Annotated in this window: 15 protein-coding genes; 5 read left to right on the top strand and 10 right to left on the bottom strand. The window is 61.9% G+C overall.

Annotation, left to right across the window (positions count from 1 at the left end; all coding sequences use genetic code 11):
- Positions 1-121: 121 nt before the first annotated feature.
- The 3 genes from HU767_RS15055 to gnd are packed head-to-tail and all read right to left on the bottom strand — an operon-like array spanning position 122 to position 3,458.
- Entirely contained in the window at positions 122-940 is an 819-nt protein-coding gene (locus HU767_RS15055; protein WP_186729853.1) for an HAD family hydrolase, read from the bottom strand.
- Complete coding sequence (zwf, locus tag HU767_RS15050) at positions 937-2,457, bottom strand: glucose-6-phosphate dehydrogenase (protein ID WP_186707652.1); 1,521 nt, start codon at positions 2,455-2,457, stop codon at positions 937-939. The genes HU767_RS15055 and zwf overlap by 4 nt, the downstream gene beginning before the upstream one ends.
- A complete protein-coding gene (gene gnd / locus HU767_RS15045; RefSeq protein ID WP_346343469.1) occupies positions 2,454-3,458 on the bottom strand; it encodes a phosphogluconate dehydrogenase (NAD(+)-dependent, decarboxylating) in 1,005 nt (334 codons plus the stop codon). Before gnd ends, zwf begins: the two co-directional genes overlap by 4 nt.
- Positions 3,459-3,710: 252 nt before the next feature.
- Here gnd and HU767_RS15040 point away from each other — a divergent pair, with 252 nt between their 5' ends.
- Both HU767_RS15040 and HU767_RS15035 read left to right on the top strand, forming a co-directional pair.
- Complete coding sequence (locus HU767_RS15040; protein WP_013693491.1) at positions 3,711-3,884, top strand: DUF6026 family protein; 174 nt, start codon at positions 3,711-3,713, stop codon at positions 3,882-3,884.
- Positions 3,885-4,245: 361 nt separating this feature from the next.
- Entirely contained in the window at positions 4,246-5,985 is a 1,740-nt protein-coding gene (locus HU767_RS15035) for a phosphoethanolamine transferase CptA (protein ID WP_186729851.1), read from the top strand.
- 24 nt (positions 5,986-6,009) lie between these two features.
- On the opposite strand, the gene HU767_RS15030 is transcribed toward HU767_RS15035, so the two are convergent.
- From HU767_RS15030 to HU767_RS15015, 4 genes are all read right to left on the bottom strand, one after another.
- The gene (locus tag HU767_RS15030; RefSeq protein ID WP_186707649.1) at positions 6,010-6,504 is read right to left on the bottom strand and encodes a GNAT family N-acetyltransferase; all 495 of its coding nucleotides are present in this window, start codon (positions 6,502-6,504) and stop codon (positions 6,010-6,012) included.
- Positions 6,505-6,560: 56 nt separating this feature from the next.
- A complete protein-coding gene (gene zapE, locus HU767_RS15025; RefSeq protein WP_186729850.1) occupies positions 6,561-7,682 on the bottom strand; it encodes a cell division protein ZapE in 1,122 nt (373 codons plus the stop codon).
- Between the two features lie 250 nt (positions 7,683-7,932).
- Positions 7,933-8,274 (bottom strand): nuclear transport factor 2 family protein, encoded by a 342-nt coding sequence (locus tag HU767_RS15020; RefSeq protein ID WP_186707647.1) that lies wholly within the window; start codon positions 8,272-8,274, stop codon positions 7,933-7,935.
- Between the two features lie 51 nt (positions 8,275-8,325).
- Positions 8,326-9,042, bottom strand: coding sequence for a YafY family protein (locus HU767_RS15015; RefSeq protein WP_060742566.1), 717 nt, complete (start codon positions 9,040-9,042; stop codon positions 8,326-8,328).
- A gap of 332 nt (positions 9,043-9,374) precedes the next feature.
- Here HU767_RS15015 and HU767_RS15010 point away from each other — a divergent pair, with 332 nt between their 5' ends.
- On the top strand, positions 9,375-9,845 hold the full coding sequence (locus HU767_RS15010) for an LEA type 2 family protein (protein WP_186729849.1): 471 nt from the start codon (positions 9,375-9,377) through the stop codon (positions 9,843-9,845).
- A 1-nt stretch (position 9,846) separates the two neighbouring features.
- Here the strand turns inward: HU767_RS15010 and HU767_RS15005 are convergent, their stop codons facing one another.
- Entirely contained in the window at positions 9,847-10,770 is a 924-nt protein-coding gene (locus tag HU767_RS15005; protein WP_186707645.1) for a carbon-nitrogen hydrolase family protein, read from the bottom strand.
- Between the two features lie 86 nt (positions 10,771-10,856).
- On the opposite strand from HU767_RS15005, the gene HU767_RS15000 reads away from it, so the two are divergent.
- On the top strand, positions 10,857-11,765 hold the full coding sequence (locus HU767_RS15000; RefSeq protein WP_186729877.1) for a LysR substrate-binding domain-containing protein: 909 nt from the start codon (positions 10,857-10,859) through the stop codon (positions 11,763-11,765).
- A gap of 3 nt (positions 11,766-11,768) precedes the next feature.
- On the opposite strand, the gene HU767_RS14995 is transcribed toward HU767_RS15000, so the two are convergent.
- Positions 11,769-12,023 carry a hypothetical protein gene (locus HU767_RS14995; protein WP_003181187.1) on the bottom strand — a complete coding sequence of 85 codons (255 nt, stop codon included), beginning with the start codon at positions 12,021-12,023 and terminating at the stop codon, positions 11,769-11,771.
- Between the two features lie 160 nt (positions 12,024-12,183).
- On the opposite strand from HU767_RS14995, the gene HU767_RS14990 reads away from it, so the two are divergent.
- Complete coding sequence (locus tag HU767_RS14990) at positions 12,184-12,501, top strand: DUF883 family protein (protein WP_186707644.1); 318 nt, start codon at positions 12,184-12,186, stop codon at positions 12,499-12,501.
- A gap of 183 nt (positions 12,502-12,684) precedes the next feature.
- On the opposite strand, the gene HU767_RS14985 is transcribed toward HU767_RS14990, so the two are convergent.
- Positions 12,685-14,562, bottom strand: a complete 1,878-nt coding sequence (locus HU767_RS14985) for an AMP-binding protein (RefSeq protein ID WP_186729848.1) — start codon at positions 14,560-14,562, stop codon at positions 12,685-12,687.
- Between the last annotated feature and the right edge of the window lie 78 nt (positions 14,563-14,640).

The following is a 14,640-nucleotide window of genomic DNA, read 5'->3' as shown; positions in this document are numbered from 1 at the left end:
CGCTGGGCTGCGCAGCAGCCCCAAGAAAGCATTGACACCCGCGGCGTGTCAGGCGAAGACAGGGGGCGCTATGCGCCCCAGCGGGAGCAAGCTCCCTCGCCACAAAGACCCGGACAGCTTATTACAGGAGGATGTACCGTTCGATCGCCAAGGCCGCGCCGTCTTCGGTCACGGCAGCGGTCACGACATCCGCCTGGCGCCTGATCGCCTCTTCCGCCTGCCCCATGGCAATCGACAATCCCGCCCGGTGAAACATCGCCGGGTCATTGCCGCCGTCGCCCATCGCTGCGGTCTGCTCCAGCGACACCCCCAGGAACTCGGCCAGCGTCGACAACGCCTCACCTTTATTTGCCTTCATCGCCGTCACGTCCAGGTAGATCGGTTGCGAACGCGACACCTGGGCCTGGCCCTTGAGCAGCGGGTGCAGCCGAGCCTCCAGTTCCACCAGCAGGTCGGTGTTGGCGCTGGTGGCGACGATCTTGTCGATCCGCTCCAGGTATGGCTCGAAACTTTCGACTTCTACCGGCGGATAGCCCAGCCCCCGGGTCTCCACCGGCACCATCGGGCCGTTGGCGTCGCGCACCAGCCAATCACCATCGGCGAAGACCCAGACTTCGATGCCCGGCTGATCGGCGTACAGCGCCAGCGTGGCCAGCGCGGCCTCGGGCGGCAGGTAATGGACCGCAAGGAAGCTGCCGTCGGGATGAACCAGCGTGCCGCCATTGAACGCCGCCGTAGGCAGGTCGACGCCCAGGGCCTCGATCTGCTGCAACATGGCCCGCGGCGGTCGCCCGGTGGCGAGGCTGAACAGCACGCCGGCCTCACGCAACGAGCGAACCGCTTCAATGGTGCGCTGGTTGAGACTGTGATCAGGCAGCAGCAGCGTGCCGTCCATGTCGCTGAGTAAAAACCGGATGGGATGCTTCACCAGATCACTCATCCGAGGCCATGCCAGACGCGACTGTCGCGGGTCAGCAGGTCATCGGCGGCCGCCGGGCCATCTTCCCCGGCCTTGTAGGGCTGGACCGTCGCGTCCTGCTGCCAGGCATCGAGGAACGGCTGCACGGCGCGCCAGCCGTTCTCGATGTTGTCGGCGCGCTGGAACAGGGTCTGGTCGCCAGTCAGGCAATCGTAGATCAGGGTCTCGTAACCCGTGGATGGCTGCATTTCGAAGAAATCCTTGTAGGCAAAGCCCAATTCGATATTGGCCATGTCGAGGGCCGGCCCCGGCCGCTTGGCCAGCAGGTCGAACCACATGCCTTCATTGGGCTGAATCTGGATTCTCAAGTACGTCGGTTGCAGTTCGTCGACTTCGGTGTCGCGAAACTGCGCGTAAGGCGCTGGCTTGAAGCAGATGACGATCTCCGTGTCCCGCACGCTCATGCGCTTGCCGGTGCGCAGGTAAAACGGCACGCCCACCCAGCGCCAGTTATCGATCATGACCTTGAGGGCGACGTAGGTCTCGGTGTTGCTGTCGGCAGCGACGTTGGCTTCCTGGCGATAACCGGTCACGGCCTTGCCGCCGATTTCACCGGCGGTGTACTGGCCGCGGATCGAGTTGGCGCGGGCCTGTTCCACCGACCAGGGCCGGATCGCCCCGACGACCTTGGCCTTTTCCCCACGTACCGCGTCAGCACCAAACGCCGCTGGCGGCTCCATGGCCACCATCGCCAGCAATTGGAAAAGATGGTTCGGCACCATGTCCCGCAGGGCGCCGGTGTGTTCATAAAAACTGCCACGGGTTTCCACGCCGACGGTTTCGGCGGCGGTGATTTGTACGTGGTCAATGTAGTGATTGTTCCAGAACGCCTCGAACAGGCTGTTGGAAAAGCGGCTGACCAGAATGTTCTGCACCGTCTCCTTGCCCAGGTAATGGTCGATGCGATAGATCTGTTTCTCGCTCATGACCTTGAGCAGGCAGGCGTTCAGCGCTTCGGCCGTTTGCAGGTCGGAACCGAAGGGTTTTTCGATCACCACCCGCCGGAAAGCCCCCTCTTGCTCCTGAAGCAGCCCGGCCGCACCGAGGCGGCTGACCACTTCACTGAAAAAGCGCGGCGCGGTCGCCAGGTAGAAGACCGCGTTGCCGGTACCGCTGGCGGCGATTTTTGCCGCCAGCGCCTGGTAGGTGCCGTCATCGAGGAAATCACCCTGGACGTAGCTGATGCCCTGGGCCAACTTGGCCCACAGCACCGGGTCGAGCGCGCGGGCGGCATCACCGCCCTTGCTCGCCGCTTCGTTGCGGATGAAATCCTCGAGTTTCTTGGCAAAATCCACATCGCTGATGGCGTTGTGGTCAACCCCGATGATGCGCAGCCCATCGCCCAGCAGACCGTCGCGACTGAGGTGGTAGAGCGCCGGCATCAGCAGGCGCTTGACCAGATCACCATGGGCGCCGAACAAAAACAACGTGGTCGGCGGCGCGGGTTCTGCCTTGGATTTGCTGGCGATCGAGGTCATTTTTTCGGCGTCTCCACATGGCCGCCAAAGCCGAAGCGCATGGCCGAGAGCATTTTGTCGCCGTAGGTGCTTTGCTGGCGCGAGCGGAAACGGGCGAACAGCGAACTGGACAGGACCGGCACCGGCACCGCTTGCTCAATGGCCGCCTCGATGGTCCACCGCCCTTCACCGCTGTCGGCGACTTCGCCGGAAAAACCCTCCAGTTTCGGATCGCTGGCCAAGGCGTCGGCGGTCAAGTCCAGCAGCCAGGACGAGACCACGCTGCCACGGCGCCAGACTTCGGCGATATCGGCCACGTTCAGGTCAAGACGCTGCTCTGGTGGCAGGCTTTCGCTGGATTTGGTCTTGAGGATGTCGAAGCCTTCGGCGAAGGCCTGCATCATGCCGTACTCGATGCCATTGTGGATCATCTTCACGAAATGCCCTGCACCGGCCGGGCCTGCGTGGATGTAGCCGCGTTCGGCGCGGTCATCGTCGGATGTGCGGTCACGGGTGCGCGGAATGTTGCCCATGCCCGGTGCCAGGCTGTCGAACAGCGGGTCCAGGCGCTTCACCACCTCGGCCTCACCGCCAATCATCATGCAGTAGCCGCGCTCCAGGCCCCAGACACCGCCGGAAGTACCGACATCGATGTAGCTCAGGCCTTTTTCCGACAGGGCCTGGGCGCGACGGATGTCGTCCTTGTAGTACGTGTTGCCACCATCAATGATCACGTCGCCCGGCTCGAGCAACTCGCTGAGGACGTTGATGGTGTCTTCGGTGGGTGCGCCGGCCGGCAGCATGACCCAGACCGCTCGTGGCTTGTCCAGGCCGGCGACCAGTGCCGGCAGGTCCGCGACGCCCGTTGCGCCTTCCTGGCTCAGGTTTTCGACAAAAGCGGTATTGCGGTCATAGACGACGGTGGTGTGCCCATTGAGCATCAGGCGCCGCGCAATATTGCCGCCCATGCGGCCCAGTCCAATGATCCCGAGTTGCATGTGCTGATGCTCCCTACTACAAATAAAGGTGTGTCAAAGGTTTAGCTCAAGGGGACTTGTGGAGGTTAGTCCAGAGCATTGCTGCATAGTTTCCGGGTAAATCGCCCGATCACAAAGGATAACGTTCAAAAACCGGCCGAAGACACGGCGACCATGAAAAATAAAAAAGTTCCATTCACGAGCAAAAGTATTCAGAATCGGCGCCGATAAAGAGGTGTCGACCAAAAAAACTGGCGACATCTCTCTAGTTGATGTACGCCATTTGCGAGGTGAGCAATGGGCCCAGTCGTTACCGCACGTCCTCCCCAAACCCTTTATGTGACCATTCGTCGCGATGAATTGCGCCTACTCAAGGAAGAACGCGATCTACTGCTTGATGAAGTGACGCAACTGCGCATGCAGCTGCAACACGCACAGCTGTCCCACCAGAGCCAGTCCCTGGCTCGGTAACCGCCCCAGAGGCATACCGTCGGGAAAGTGGCACCAGCCCCAAGCCGGTGTCACCCATACACCCTCTATATAACGGCGCTAGCTGTGGCGGGGGAGCATGCTCCCGCTCGGTTGTGCAGCAACCGCCGAACCTTTGGGGTCGCTACGCGACCCAGCGGGAGCAAGCTCCCTCGCCACAGGATGGGGCGCCTCTCGCCTGTCTTGATTGCCTGATTCACTCCCGCCTGCGTTTTGTAACCGAAAAACTAACAAAGTTTTCACAACCCGCTCGTAATACTCCCCGCCTTTAAGATTGCTCGGCGTATGCCTGCGGCCACCAGTCCGGTGCCAGCAGCTTCGTCGACAGAGGCTGGAGCGCTTGATGAGCTTGTTCAAACGCAGCAAAACGACTGCGAAAGGTTTCGACTGGGCCGGATTCGGCTGGCTGTTTCTGTTCTTCTGGTACTTCTCGGGTATCACCCAACTACTCATTCTGCTCAGTGACACCTCGGGTTTCGCCGGCTTTCGCCAAGCGTTCGTGATGAGTGCGGTGTGGCTGGCGCCCCTGCTGCTCTTCCCTGCCCGTACGCGCTTGCTGGCGGCATTGATCGGCGTGGTGTTGTGGGCTTGCTCCATGGCGAGCCTGGGCTACTTCTTCATTTACCAGCAAGAATTTTCCCAAAGCGTCATCTTCATCATGTTCGAATCGAACGTGTCTGAGGCCGGTGAGTACCTGACCCAGTATTTTGCCTGGTGGATGGTCGCGGCGTTCCTGGCCCATACCGCCGTGGGTTATTGGCTCTGGACCCGCCTGCGCCCGGTGTACCTGCCCCGGGGCCAGGCCGTCGTTGTCGCAACCGTCATCGTGCTCGCCGTGGTCGGTTATCCGCTGGTCAAGCAGACCCTGCGCACCGGCAGCTTCGCCCGTGGCCTGGAGAAGTTCGAAAACCGGATCGAGCCGGCGGTGCCCTGGCAGATGCTGGTGGCCTACCGTCGCTATGGTGAGCAGTTGGAGAACATGCAAGGCATGCTCCACAGCGCCAGCAAAATCCCTCCCCTGAGCAACCTCAAGGACGGCATGGCAGAACAGCCGGCCACCCTGGTGCTGGTGATCGGCGAATCCACCAACCGCCAGCGCATGAGCCTCTACGGTTACCCGCGGGAAACCACACCGGAGCTGGATAAGCTCAAGGACCAGCTGTCGGTGTTCGATAATGTCATCACCCCGCGCCCCTATACCATCGAAGCGCTGCAACAGGTGCTGACCTTCGCCGACGAACAGAACCCGGACCTGTACCTCAGCACGCCTTCGCTGGTGAGCATGATGAAGCAGGCCGGCTACAAGACTTTCTGGATCACCAATCAGCAGACAATGACCAAGCGCAACACCATGCTCACGACCTTTTCCCAACAGGCCGATGAACAGGTGTACCTGAACAACAACCGCAACCAGAACTCCGCGCAGTACGATGGCGACGTGATCGAGCCGTTCAACAAGGCCCTGGCCGACAGCGCCCCGCGCAAGCTGATCGTGGTGCACTTGCTCGGCACCCACATGAGTTATCAATACCGGTATCCGCCGACGTTCAACAAGTTCACTGATCGCCAGGGCGTACCGGCGAGCCTGCGTGATGATCAGGTCCCGACCTACAACAGCTACGATAACGCGGTGTTGTACAACGACTTCGTCGTCTCCAGCCTGATCAAGGATTACGCCAAGACCGACCCCAACGGTTTCCTGCTGTACCTCTCGGACCATGGTGAAGACGTGTTCGATTCGCAGGGTCACGGCACGCTGGGCCGTAACGAAGCCAAGCCGACAGCGCCGATGTATACCATTCCCTTCATGGCCTGGGCTTCGCCCAAGTGGCGCGAAAACCATGACTGGAACTTTGCCGGCGATCTGTCACGACCCTACAGCAGCTCGCACCTGATTCACACCTGGGCAGACCTGGCCGGCCTGAGCTTCGATGAACTGGACCGCAGCAAGAGTCTGGTCAGCGATGACTTCAAGGCCCGTCCGCTGCTGATCGGCAATCCATATGAAGCCCCGCGCAGGGCTCTGATCGACTTCAGCCTGATGCAGCCCAAGGCGCCCTTGGCTGAAGTGGTGCAAAAATAATCGCACCCCACCAGAAGCCCGCTTTTACAGGGGCTTGATCCAGAACTGCATAATGCCGTGGGCCGGGTCGAACATGCCGGCGGCAAAGCCGAACTTGGCGTAGCTGCCCTGGGCGACGGCATTGCCTTCAAGCACTTCCAGGGTGATCTTGCAGCAACCGCGCTGACGGGCAATGTCCTCGACCTTCTGCAGCATCTTCTGGCTCAACCCGAGGCCGCGAAATTCCGGCATGACCGCCACGTCGTGGATATTCACCAGGGGCCGGCAGGCAAAGGTTGAAAAACCTTCGAAGCAATTGACCAGCCCCGCCGGTTCTCCATTGACGAATGCCAGCACGCTGAAGGCATGGGGCCGCTTGGCCAGCTCCTCCGGCAGGTGCAGCAGTACCTCGGCCGGCAACGGATGCCCCCCACCCATCGGATCCTGCGCATAACCGTTGAGCACATGACAGATCGCTTCGGCGTGGACCGGGTTGGTGTAGCTGGCTTGCAGAACAAGGATGTCCTTGGCTTCTTCCATGACCTTCCATCTCACTTCAGTAGTACCGCGGCACAATGCCGTCGGCGGGATACAGGTCAGGCGTACTGACCAAAACGTTGCATTTGCATTTCCTGGAGGCGACTGAGCGTACGGCGAAACGGGAATTGCAGATAGCCCTCGGTGTACAACTCATCCATCGGCACCGCGGCCGAAAGACACAGCGGCACCTTGCGGTCATAACATTCATCGACCAGGGCGATGAATCGTCGCACGCCGTCGTCGTGGACCGACAACTGCGGTAACTCACGATCACCGGCCACGACCCGTTCGACGCCGTCCTCGGTGCCACGAGCAATGCGCCCTTCACGCTGTTCAGCGCTCAGACAAGGCACGTCACTGAGCAGGATGACATTGAAGCGGTCGCACAGCGCCATGAAATCCAACGCTGAAAACGGTTGCTCGCATAAGTCGGCGTAACGGCTCCACAGCACGGCATCGCTGGCCTGGACCGGTTCCAGCAGACGATGGCCCACTTCAATCGGCGCTCGGCTCGACACCTGCCCGGCGGTCAACAGCTCGAAGACATCGCCCAACGGGTCGGGTTGCCCTGGATCGCGCAACCAGTAACGCTGCTGCAATTGGCCTGGGTGTTGGCGATGGTCTTGCGAGCCGTTCACCGGCACGATCTGCATGTGCTGCTTGATCGCGGTGATGGTCGGCAGGAAGCGCTCGCGGTTGTGGCCGTTGGCATAAAGCTCTTGCGGCGGCAGGTTGGAGGTACTCACCATCACCATGCCCAGCTCGAACATCACCTGGAACAAACGCCCGAGGATGATCGCGTCACCAATGTCGTTGACGAACAGCTCGTCAAAACACAGCACCCGTACTTCCGCGCTCAACTCCCTGGCCAGGGCCTGCAAAGGGTCCGGCGTGCCGGTGAGTTGGAACGAACGCTGGTGCACCCACGCCATGAAATGATGGAAGTGCTGACGGCGTGCCGGCACCTTGAGGCTTTCATAAAAGCGGTCCATCAGCCAGGTCTTGCCACGCCCCACCGGCCCCCAGAGATAAACGCCCTGGATCGACTTGCGCCCTTCGTGCAACGCCTGGTGGCATTGCTCCAGTGCCATGATGGCCAATTCCTGGGCCTCATCCTGGACGAAACCGCGGTGTTCGATGGCGTGCTGCCAAGCACTCAGGGGGGAGTCGAAAGTCATACGGCCCGGGTCCGGAAAACGAAGGTGGGGAGTATGCCATGACAGCATGGGGTGATGAGTCATTCACCTGCTTGTGGACTCAACGCGAACCCCTGTGGCGAGGGAGCTTGCTCCCGCTCGGTTGCGCAGCAACCGCAAAAACTTGGGGCCGCTGCGCAGCCCAGCGGGAGCAAGCTCCCTCGCCACAAAGGCGTTCAACTCCTGGCACAACAGCGTTCAACTCCTGGTGTAACAGCGTTGGGGCAGGACGCTAGATTGAAATATCCAACCGACTGATCTTGCCCTGCTCATCGAGCCGGAAGGTATAGCGCAGCTCCAACGGGCTGCCGGGGAATGTGCCGGAGATCAGGTTGTGCACCAGCACCTTGCCTGTGCGTTGCTGCACATCGAGAACCTCGACTCGCGGCTGGAAGCGCTGGGCGGTGTCTTCCATCCATTGGGCGATGGCCTGGGTGCCGACACGGTGCTGGCCTTCATCGAACACATTGGCGTCCTCGGCGAAGAAACGCGTCACCGCCGAACTGTCACGGGCATTGGCAGCCGCGATGTAGCCGGCGATGGCCGGGGCCAGGGAAGAGACGGGGTTGGACATGGCATGGCTCCTTGTTTTATCGATCTGGCACCATGCTAGAACAACGCTGTGTCAGTTTTTGTCAGGAGTGAAACGCCCGGTTTCGTCCAGCTTCATCAACGCAAACCAGTCCCGCAGCAAATCGCTGCGCCGGCCTGGATAGCGCTCGCCCTGCTCGGTGGCCGAGGCAATCCGGTCGGTGCGAAAGGTCCGATAGGCGCCGCGCAATTCGCACCAGGCCACCACTACCCGCGCCTCATTGAAAAAGCCCAGGGCCAGCGGCCAGATCAGCCGTTGGCTCGGGGTCTTGTTCACGTCGGCATAGTCGATGTGCAGCTTGGCCTGGGCGCGAATGGCCTGGCGGTAGACATTCAGTTCCACGGTGTTCTGCGGATAGCCATAACCCGGCGGGCCAGGCAGCACCGTGGGGTTGCGCAACGCGTCCCGCACATCCGGGGCCAGCACCGCGGCGACCTTCGCCAACGCGTCGGCGGCCGCCTTGCCCAATACTTCGTCGGCACGCTGATCCACGTAGCGCAAGCCCAGCACAATGGCCTCGATTTCATCGGCGGTGAACATCAGTGGCGGCAGGAACAGGCCGCTGCGCAATACATAACCTATGCCCGCCTCGCCCTGGATCGGCGCGCCAAGGGCCGTGAGTTCGGCAATGTCGCGGTACAAGGTGCGCTCGGAGACGTTCAGTTCCCCCGCCAATGTCGCGGCGGTGACGGGGCAACGCTTGCCCCGCAGGACTTGCAACAAAGTGAGCAGCCGAGTGGTACGCGACACGATGGACTGTCCGCAAAGAAAAGATGACGCAGATTAGCAGAGGCTGGTGTCAGAAACTGTCAGGAGCCCTTTGACTGTGTCGATGAGCCTGCGTGGTATGAACCCTGTGGTATGAGCTTTTGTGGTGTGAGCTTTTGTGGCGAGGGAGCTTGCTCCCGCTGGGCCGGTCGGACGCTTCGGGCGCAGCGGCCCCAAGCTTTTGCGGTCGCTGCGCAACCGAGCGGGAGCAAGCTCCCTCGCCACAAAAGCGCTCTCGCCAAGGGTTCTTTGGTTGCCGCGTGATCCCTGTGCGGTATCGTGCTCAATGACCGCCTTTTTTGAGAATTTATCCAATGCGCAGAATCCTCGGCCTTTCCGTTTTCCTGATCACGCTCAGCCTGAGCGCCTGCGCCCTCTTCCCGCACCGTGACCCGCTGAACATCAACGTGGTGGGCATCGAGCCATTGCCCAACCAGGGCTTGGAAGTGCGTTTCGCGGTGAAACTGCGTGTGCAAAACCCCAACGAAACCGCCATCGACTACAACGGCATGGCCTTGGACCTGGAGGTCAATGGTCGTACGCTGGCGACCGGGGTCAGTGACCAGGCCGGTTCGATCCCGCGCTTTTCCGAAGCGATCCTGAGTGTGCCGGTGAGCATTTCGGCGTTTTCCGTGCTGCGCCAGACCCTGGGCCTGAGCCAGACCCAAAGCCTGGACAACCTGCCCTATGTACTCAAGGGCAAGCTCGCCGGCGGCGTGTTCGGCACGATGCGCTTCGTCGACCGCGGGACCCTCGAGCTGCCAGGTTCCGCGGCGACGTGGTGAATCACGCCGTGAAGCGCACGCCGGGCTTGGCGCGTTCGTCCACCACCAGTTCGAACACGTCCGGCCTGGCGTAGTGCCCGACCACATCGTAGTCATAGCGCGCCCGCACCAGATCATCGGTGTCGATTTCGGCGGTCAATAACCCTGCGGTGTCTTTCAGCGGCCCGGCGAGCACATCACCCATGGGCCCGACAATCACACTGCCACCGGCGATCAGCGGCCGTTCGGCCGGCCAGTGCGCGACGTCAATGCCCAGGGACTGCGGCGACGCCTGGACCTGACAGGCACTGACCACAAAACAGCGCCCTTCATGAGCGATATGGCGCATGGTCACCTGCCACATCTCCCGCTCGTCAACCGTTGGCGCACACCAGACTTCCACGCCCTTGGCGTACATCGCGGTGCGCAGCAGCGGCATCATGTTCTCCCAGCACACCGCGGCGCCGACCCGGCCGACCTGGCTGTCGATCACCGGCAAGGTCGAACCATCGCCCTTGCCCCAGATCAGCCGCTCGGTGCCGGTGGGCATCAACTTGCGGTGCCGGGCCACGAGGCCTGCATCGGGTTCGAAATACAGCGCGGTGCAGTACAGGGTGCTACCGACACGCTCGATGACGCCCAGCACCAGGCTCGCCCCGGTGCGCGCCGACAGCCCGGCCAGCGCTTCGGTTTCCACGCCGGGCACGTCAATGGCGTTGGCAAAGTAGCGGGCAAACGCCTCGCGCCCCTCCGGCAATCGGTAACCCAGTTGCGTCCCGAACCCCTCGCCTTTGGGATAGCCACCCAACAGCGCTTCAGGCATGACTACCAGGCGTGCACCGGCTTGGCGAATGGCGTCTTCGTAGGAAAGGATCTGCGCCAGGGTCTCGCCCTTGCCACCCGGCAAAGAACCGATCTGCAGGGCAGCCACAATGGATTTGGGCATGGTTTTTCAACTCCTTGATCATCAGGTGTTGCTGATTCTCAAGCAGCGGCCGATCATGAATAAAGCCCCGAATGCTGCTAAATGATATGAGTCTCATGAATATCGCCGACATCGACCTCAACCTGCTCAAGACCTTCGAAGCCCTGCATGACGAATCCAGCGCCAGCCGCGCCGCCGTGCGCCTGGGCGTGACGCAATCGGCCATCAGCGCCGCATTGCGCAGGCTTCGCGATGTCTATGGCGATCAATTGTTCGTGCGTACGGGACGGGGGTTGGCGCCGACGTTGCGGGCCAATCAATTGAAACCGGTGATCAGCGAAGCCTTGGACAAATGTCGCCAGAGCCTGGCGATGATCGACCCGGACGCCAGTCATTATGACGGTCGTTCGGTCATCGTCGGCCTGTCGGACGATTTCGAGATTGCCCATGGACGCCGCCTGATCGAGGAAGTGGCCCGCCGCGCGCCGGGCCTGCGCTTGATTTTCCGCCAGACCCACAGCCAGATCGTCGGCCGGGCCTTGATGGAGCGCGACTTTGACCTGGCGATCACGGCGGGCGGTTTCGCCCAACGGTTGCTCAGCCGCCAGGTGTTGGGCGAAGGCGACTACGCCTGCCTCCTGGACGCGGCGAGCCTGGCCCAAGGCCAACGAACCCTCAGCCTGGAGGCCTTCGTGGCCCGTGAACATCTGCTGGTGTCTTCGGGGGGCTTCATCGGTATCACCGACGAGGGGCTGGCCGGGCTTGGCCTGAGTCGACGTGTCTGTGCCTCGACCACGCATTTTGCCGGGTTGCCGTTCCTGCTCAAGGGCAGCCAGGCCGTGGCGACGATTCCGACCCACGCCGCCCGGGCCATCGCCGACCTCAGCGGCCTGGCCTTGCTGCCCTGCCCCCTGGCCTTGCCCCGCTACCCCATCGAACTGGGCTGGCGAACCCACACGCAAATGGACCCAGCGGTGATCAAGGTGCGCGAGGCCATTACCGCGACGTTCGCCTGAGGCTTACTTGTTGGCGGCCATCAGGCGATTGACTTCACTGCGCACCATGTTGGCGTATTCCGGGGGCGACATGCCGTCCAGCTCAGCACGCACCCACTCGGCCCACTTGCCCTTGCGCTTGGAGCGCTCGCCGAACAGGCGGGCGGCATCGCCCTTGGCCTTGCCCAAATTGTTTTGCCACAGTTCAAAGAGTCGGGATTTTTCGTCTTCCAGCGCGGCGCGCTCGGCCAGGGGCTTGTCAGCCAGATTGAAGCTCATGGGAATTACCTGTTGCGTAAATAGGCGCCATCTTACACCTTGCAGGGAAACGTCTTAACCACGATTTGCGATGGAATGCCCTGCCAGGGCCGCGCGCTGCAACTTTTGTACAAGCGCAACACTCCATTGTTCAATGCCATCATCCACAAGGAGCATTTCCATGGCCCGTAAAGGCACCGTGCAAACGAACGGAGAGCAAATCAAGGATCAGGCCTTCAGCGAACTGAAGGCATTGATTGAAGAATCGGAGAAGCTGCTCAAAAGCAGTGCCTCGCTGGTGGGCGAAGAAGCCGAAAACCTGCGCGGCCAGGTCTCCCAGAAACTGCAACAGGCCCTCGATTCGGTCGCCAGCGCCCGGGAGCGCACCCGTCCGATGGTCGATGCCACCGAGGTCTATATCGGCGGCCACCCGTGGCAGACCGTGGCGATTTCCGCTGGGTTCGGGCTGGTGGTGGGCTTGCTGTTGGGGCGGCGTTAAACATCACCACCTGTGTGCGGGCAAGCCCGGCTCCCTCAGGGACCGGTGGCGCACACAAATATTGCCTACACCACAGAGCCACTGTGGGAGCGGGCTTGCTCGCGAAGGCGGTGTGTCAGTTAAAGATAATGTTTACTGACACACCGCCTTCGCGAGCAAGCCCGCTCCCACATAGTTTTGTGTTTAGCCCACCGCACCGGCCCGCAGGATCGACGCATCCTCCCCGCGATACAACGCCTCCACCTTCCCGGCCCGCCACTGCAACACCGCCCGCTGGTTGATCGAGCCCTTGTCGGTGATTTCACCGCGGTCGATGGAGGCCGGCTCATCGAGCAAGGCAATCCACTCCACTCGACTGGCGTTGCCACTGGCTTCGCGGTTCAGGCGTTGCAGCCAGTCGGCGAACCATCGGCGTACCGGCGGGCTGCCAAGGACCTGGGCATCGCTGGCCGCAGCCCCCAGGCCTGACAGGCGTCGGCATTCCGCAAGGCGTGGAAACACCAGTGCGCCCAGGCATTCGCGATCCGGTGCGGTGATCACCAGGTCCTGGACATAGGGCGTGCCTTCCAGCACCGCTCGGTTGCGCAACGGGCCGACGCTGACGAATACCCCGGAGGACAATTTGAAATCCTCGGCGATCCGTCCATCGAACATCAGCCCCAGTTGCGGATTGCTGGCATCGGCCAGCTTGATCGCATCCCCGGAACAATAAAAACCGTCCTCGTCGAACACGTCAGCGGTCTGCTGCGGCGAGCGCCAGTAGCCAGGCATGATGTGCGGCCCGCGAAAGCGCCCTTCGAACTTGCCGTCCACCGGCACCAGCCGGACTTCGCAACCAGGCGCCGGTAGGCCAATGTAGCCGGCCATGGACAAGGGCCCGGTGGTGAAGGTGCAGGACGGCGACGCCTCGGTCATGCCCAGGCCGGCCATCATGCGGATACGTTCGCCGCAATGCTGCTCGGCGACCTTGTCGAGCCGGTCCCAGGTCGTTTGCGACAGGCCCGCCGCGGCAAAGAAGAACAGGCTGATACGCTTGAAGAAACGCTCGCGCAATTCACCGTCCTGCTCCAGGGCGCTGACCAATTCCTCCCAGCCCTTGGGCACGGTCAGGTAGGCCGTCGGCGAAATTTCCTTGAGGTTGCGCAGGGTCTCGGCGAAGCCTTGGGCGGTGGGTTTACCGTCGTCCAGGTAGAACGTGCCGCCGTTGTACAGCACTATGCCGAGGTTGTGGCTGCCACCGAATGTGTGGTTCCACGGCAGCCAGTCCACCAGCACCGGCGGCGTCTCGCCGAATACTGGAAAGGTCTGCAGCAGCATCTGCTGATTGGCGCACAGCATGCGTTGGGTGGTGATCACCGCCTTGGGCAGCTTGGTGGAGCCCGAGGTAAACAGGAACTTGGCAATGCTGTCCGGCCCGGTGGCGGCGAACGCCTGCTCGGCTTCGATACCACCAGGTTGGGCCAGCAGGCTGGCGAAACGGGTCCCAGGCCGGCCCGCCATCTCGCCACGCACGGTGATCAAGGGGACGTCCGCCGGCAATACGGCATTGATCGCCCGTTCGAAAGGTGCGGCTTCGCTGACAAACACCAGACCCGGCTGCAACAGATCGCAGACGTGGCGCAGCTTGGCGAAATCCTGGGACAGCAATGAATAGGCCGGTGAAACCGGGCAATAGGGAATGCCGGCGTACATCGCGCCGAGGGCCATTTGCAGGTGCTCGATGTCGTTGCCGGAGAGCAACGCCAGGGGTTTTTCCGCCGACAATCCGTAACTCAGCAGGCTTTGGGCGATGGCCCGGACGCTGTCGAGCATCTGCGCATAGCTGACTCGACGCCAGTCGCCACCCGCTTCACGGGCCGCGATAAATGTCTGCTGTGGGCGCACCTCGGCCCAGTGCACCAGGCGCTCGAGCAAACGCGCCGGCAAGGGGGCCAGGGGTTCCAGGGAACGCATGTGCAAGATGCCACGCTCTTCCCGGACTTCGACGGCAGGGTGACCAATCGACACCTGGCGATAACGCCCGGCCTCGGGTCGGGAGGACGATCTGGACTCGGAACTCACGTACATTTCCTCCACCAAGGCACACTCGGGTCGCGATGCGAGCGGAGCGTGGCAACACAGGGCTGCGGCCTTGTCATT

This window comes from Pseudomonas sp. SWRI179, assembly GCF_014268705.1.
In the GTDB taxonomy this organism is placed as follows: domain Bacteria; phylum Pseudomonadota; class Gammaproteobacteria; order Pseudomonadales; family Pseudomonadaceae; genus Aquipseudomonas; species Aquipseudomonas zanjanensis.
Note: the sequence above shows the minus strand (reverse complement) of the source record. Positions and strands in the feature narration are given on the sequence as shown.

What these genes read in the sequence shown, in the direction of transcription:
- HU767_RS15055 (WP_186729853.1), bottom strand. Translation starts at nt 940, where the DNA reads ATGAGTGATCTGGTGAAGCATCCCATCCGGTTTTTACTCAGCGACATG.
- zwf (WP_186707652.1), bottom strand. Translation starts at nt 2,457, where the DNA reads ATGACCTCGATCGCCAGCAAATCCAAGGCAGAACCCGCGCCGCCGACC.
- HU767_RS15040 (WP_013693491.1), top strand. Translation starts at nt 3,711, where the DNA reads ATGGGCCCAGTCGTTACCGCACGTCCTCCCCAAACCCTTTATGTGACC.
- HU767_RS15035 (WP_186729851.1), top strand. Translation starts at nt 4,246, where the DNA reads ATGAGCTTGTTCAAACGCAGCAAAACGACTGCGAAAGGTTTCGACTGG.
- HU767_RS15030 (WP_186707649.1), bottom strand. Translation starts at nt 6,504, where the DNA reads ATGGAAGAAGCCAAGGACATCCTTGTTCTGCAAGCCAGCTACACCAAC.
- zapE (WP_186729850.1), bottom strand. Translation starts at nt 7,682, where the DNA reads ATGACTTTCGACTCCCCCCTGAGTGCTTGGCAGCACGCCATCGAACAC.
- HU767_RS15020 (WP_186707647.1), bottom strand. Translation starts at nt 8,274, where the DNA reads ATGTCCAACCCCGTCTCTTCCCTGGCCCCGGCCATCGCCGGCTACATC.
- HU767_RS15010 (WP_186729849.1), top strand. Translation starts at nt 9,375, where the DNA reads ATGCGCAGAATCCTCGGCCTTTCCGTTTTCCTGATCACGCTCAGCCTG.
- HU767_RS15005 (WP_186707645.1), bottom strand. Translation starts at nt 10,770, where the DNA reads ATGCCCAAATCCATTGTGGCTGCCCTGCAGATCGGTTCTTTGCCGGGT.
- HU767_RS15000 (WP_186729877.1), top strand. Translation starts at nt 10,857, where the DNA reads ATGAGTCTCATGAATATCGCCGACATCGACCTCAACCTGCTCAAGACC.
- HU767_RS14995 (WP_003181187.1), bottom strand. Translation starts at nt 12,023, where the DNA reads ATGAGCTTCAATCTGGCTGACAAGCCCCTGGCCGAGCGCGCCGCGCTG.
- HU767_RS14990 (WP_186707644.1), top strand. Translation starts at nt 12,184, where the DNA reads ATGGCCCGTAAAGGCACCGTGCAAACGAACGGAGAGCAAATCAAGGAT.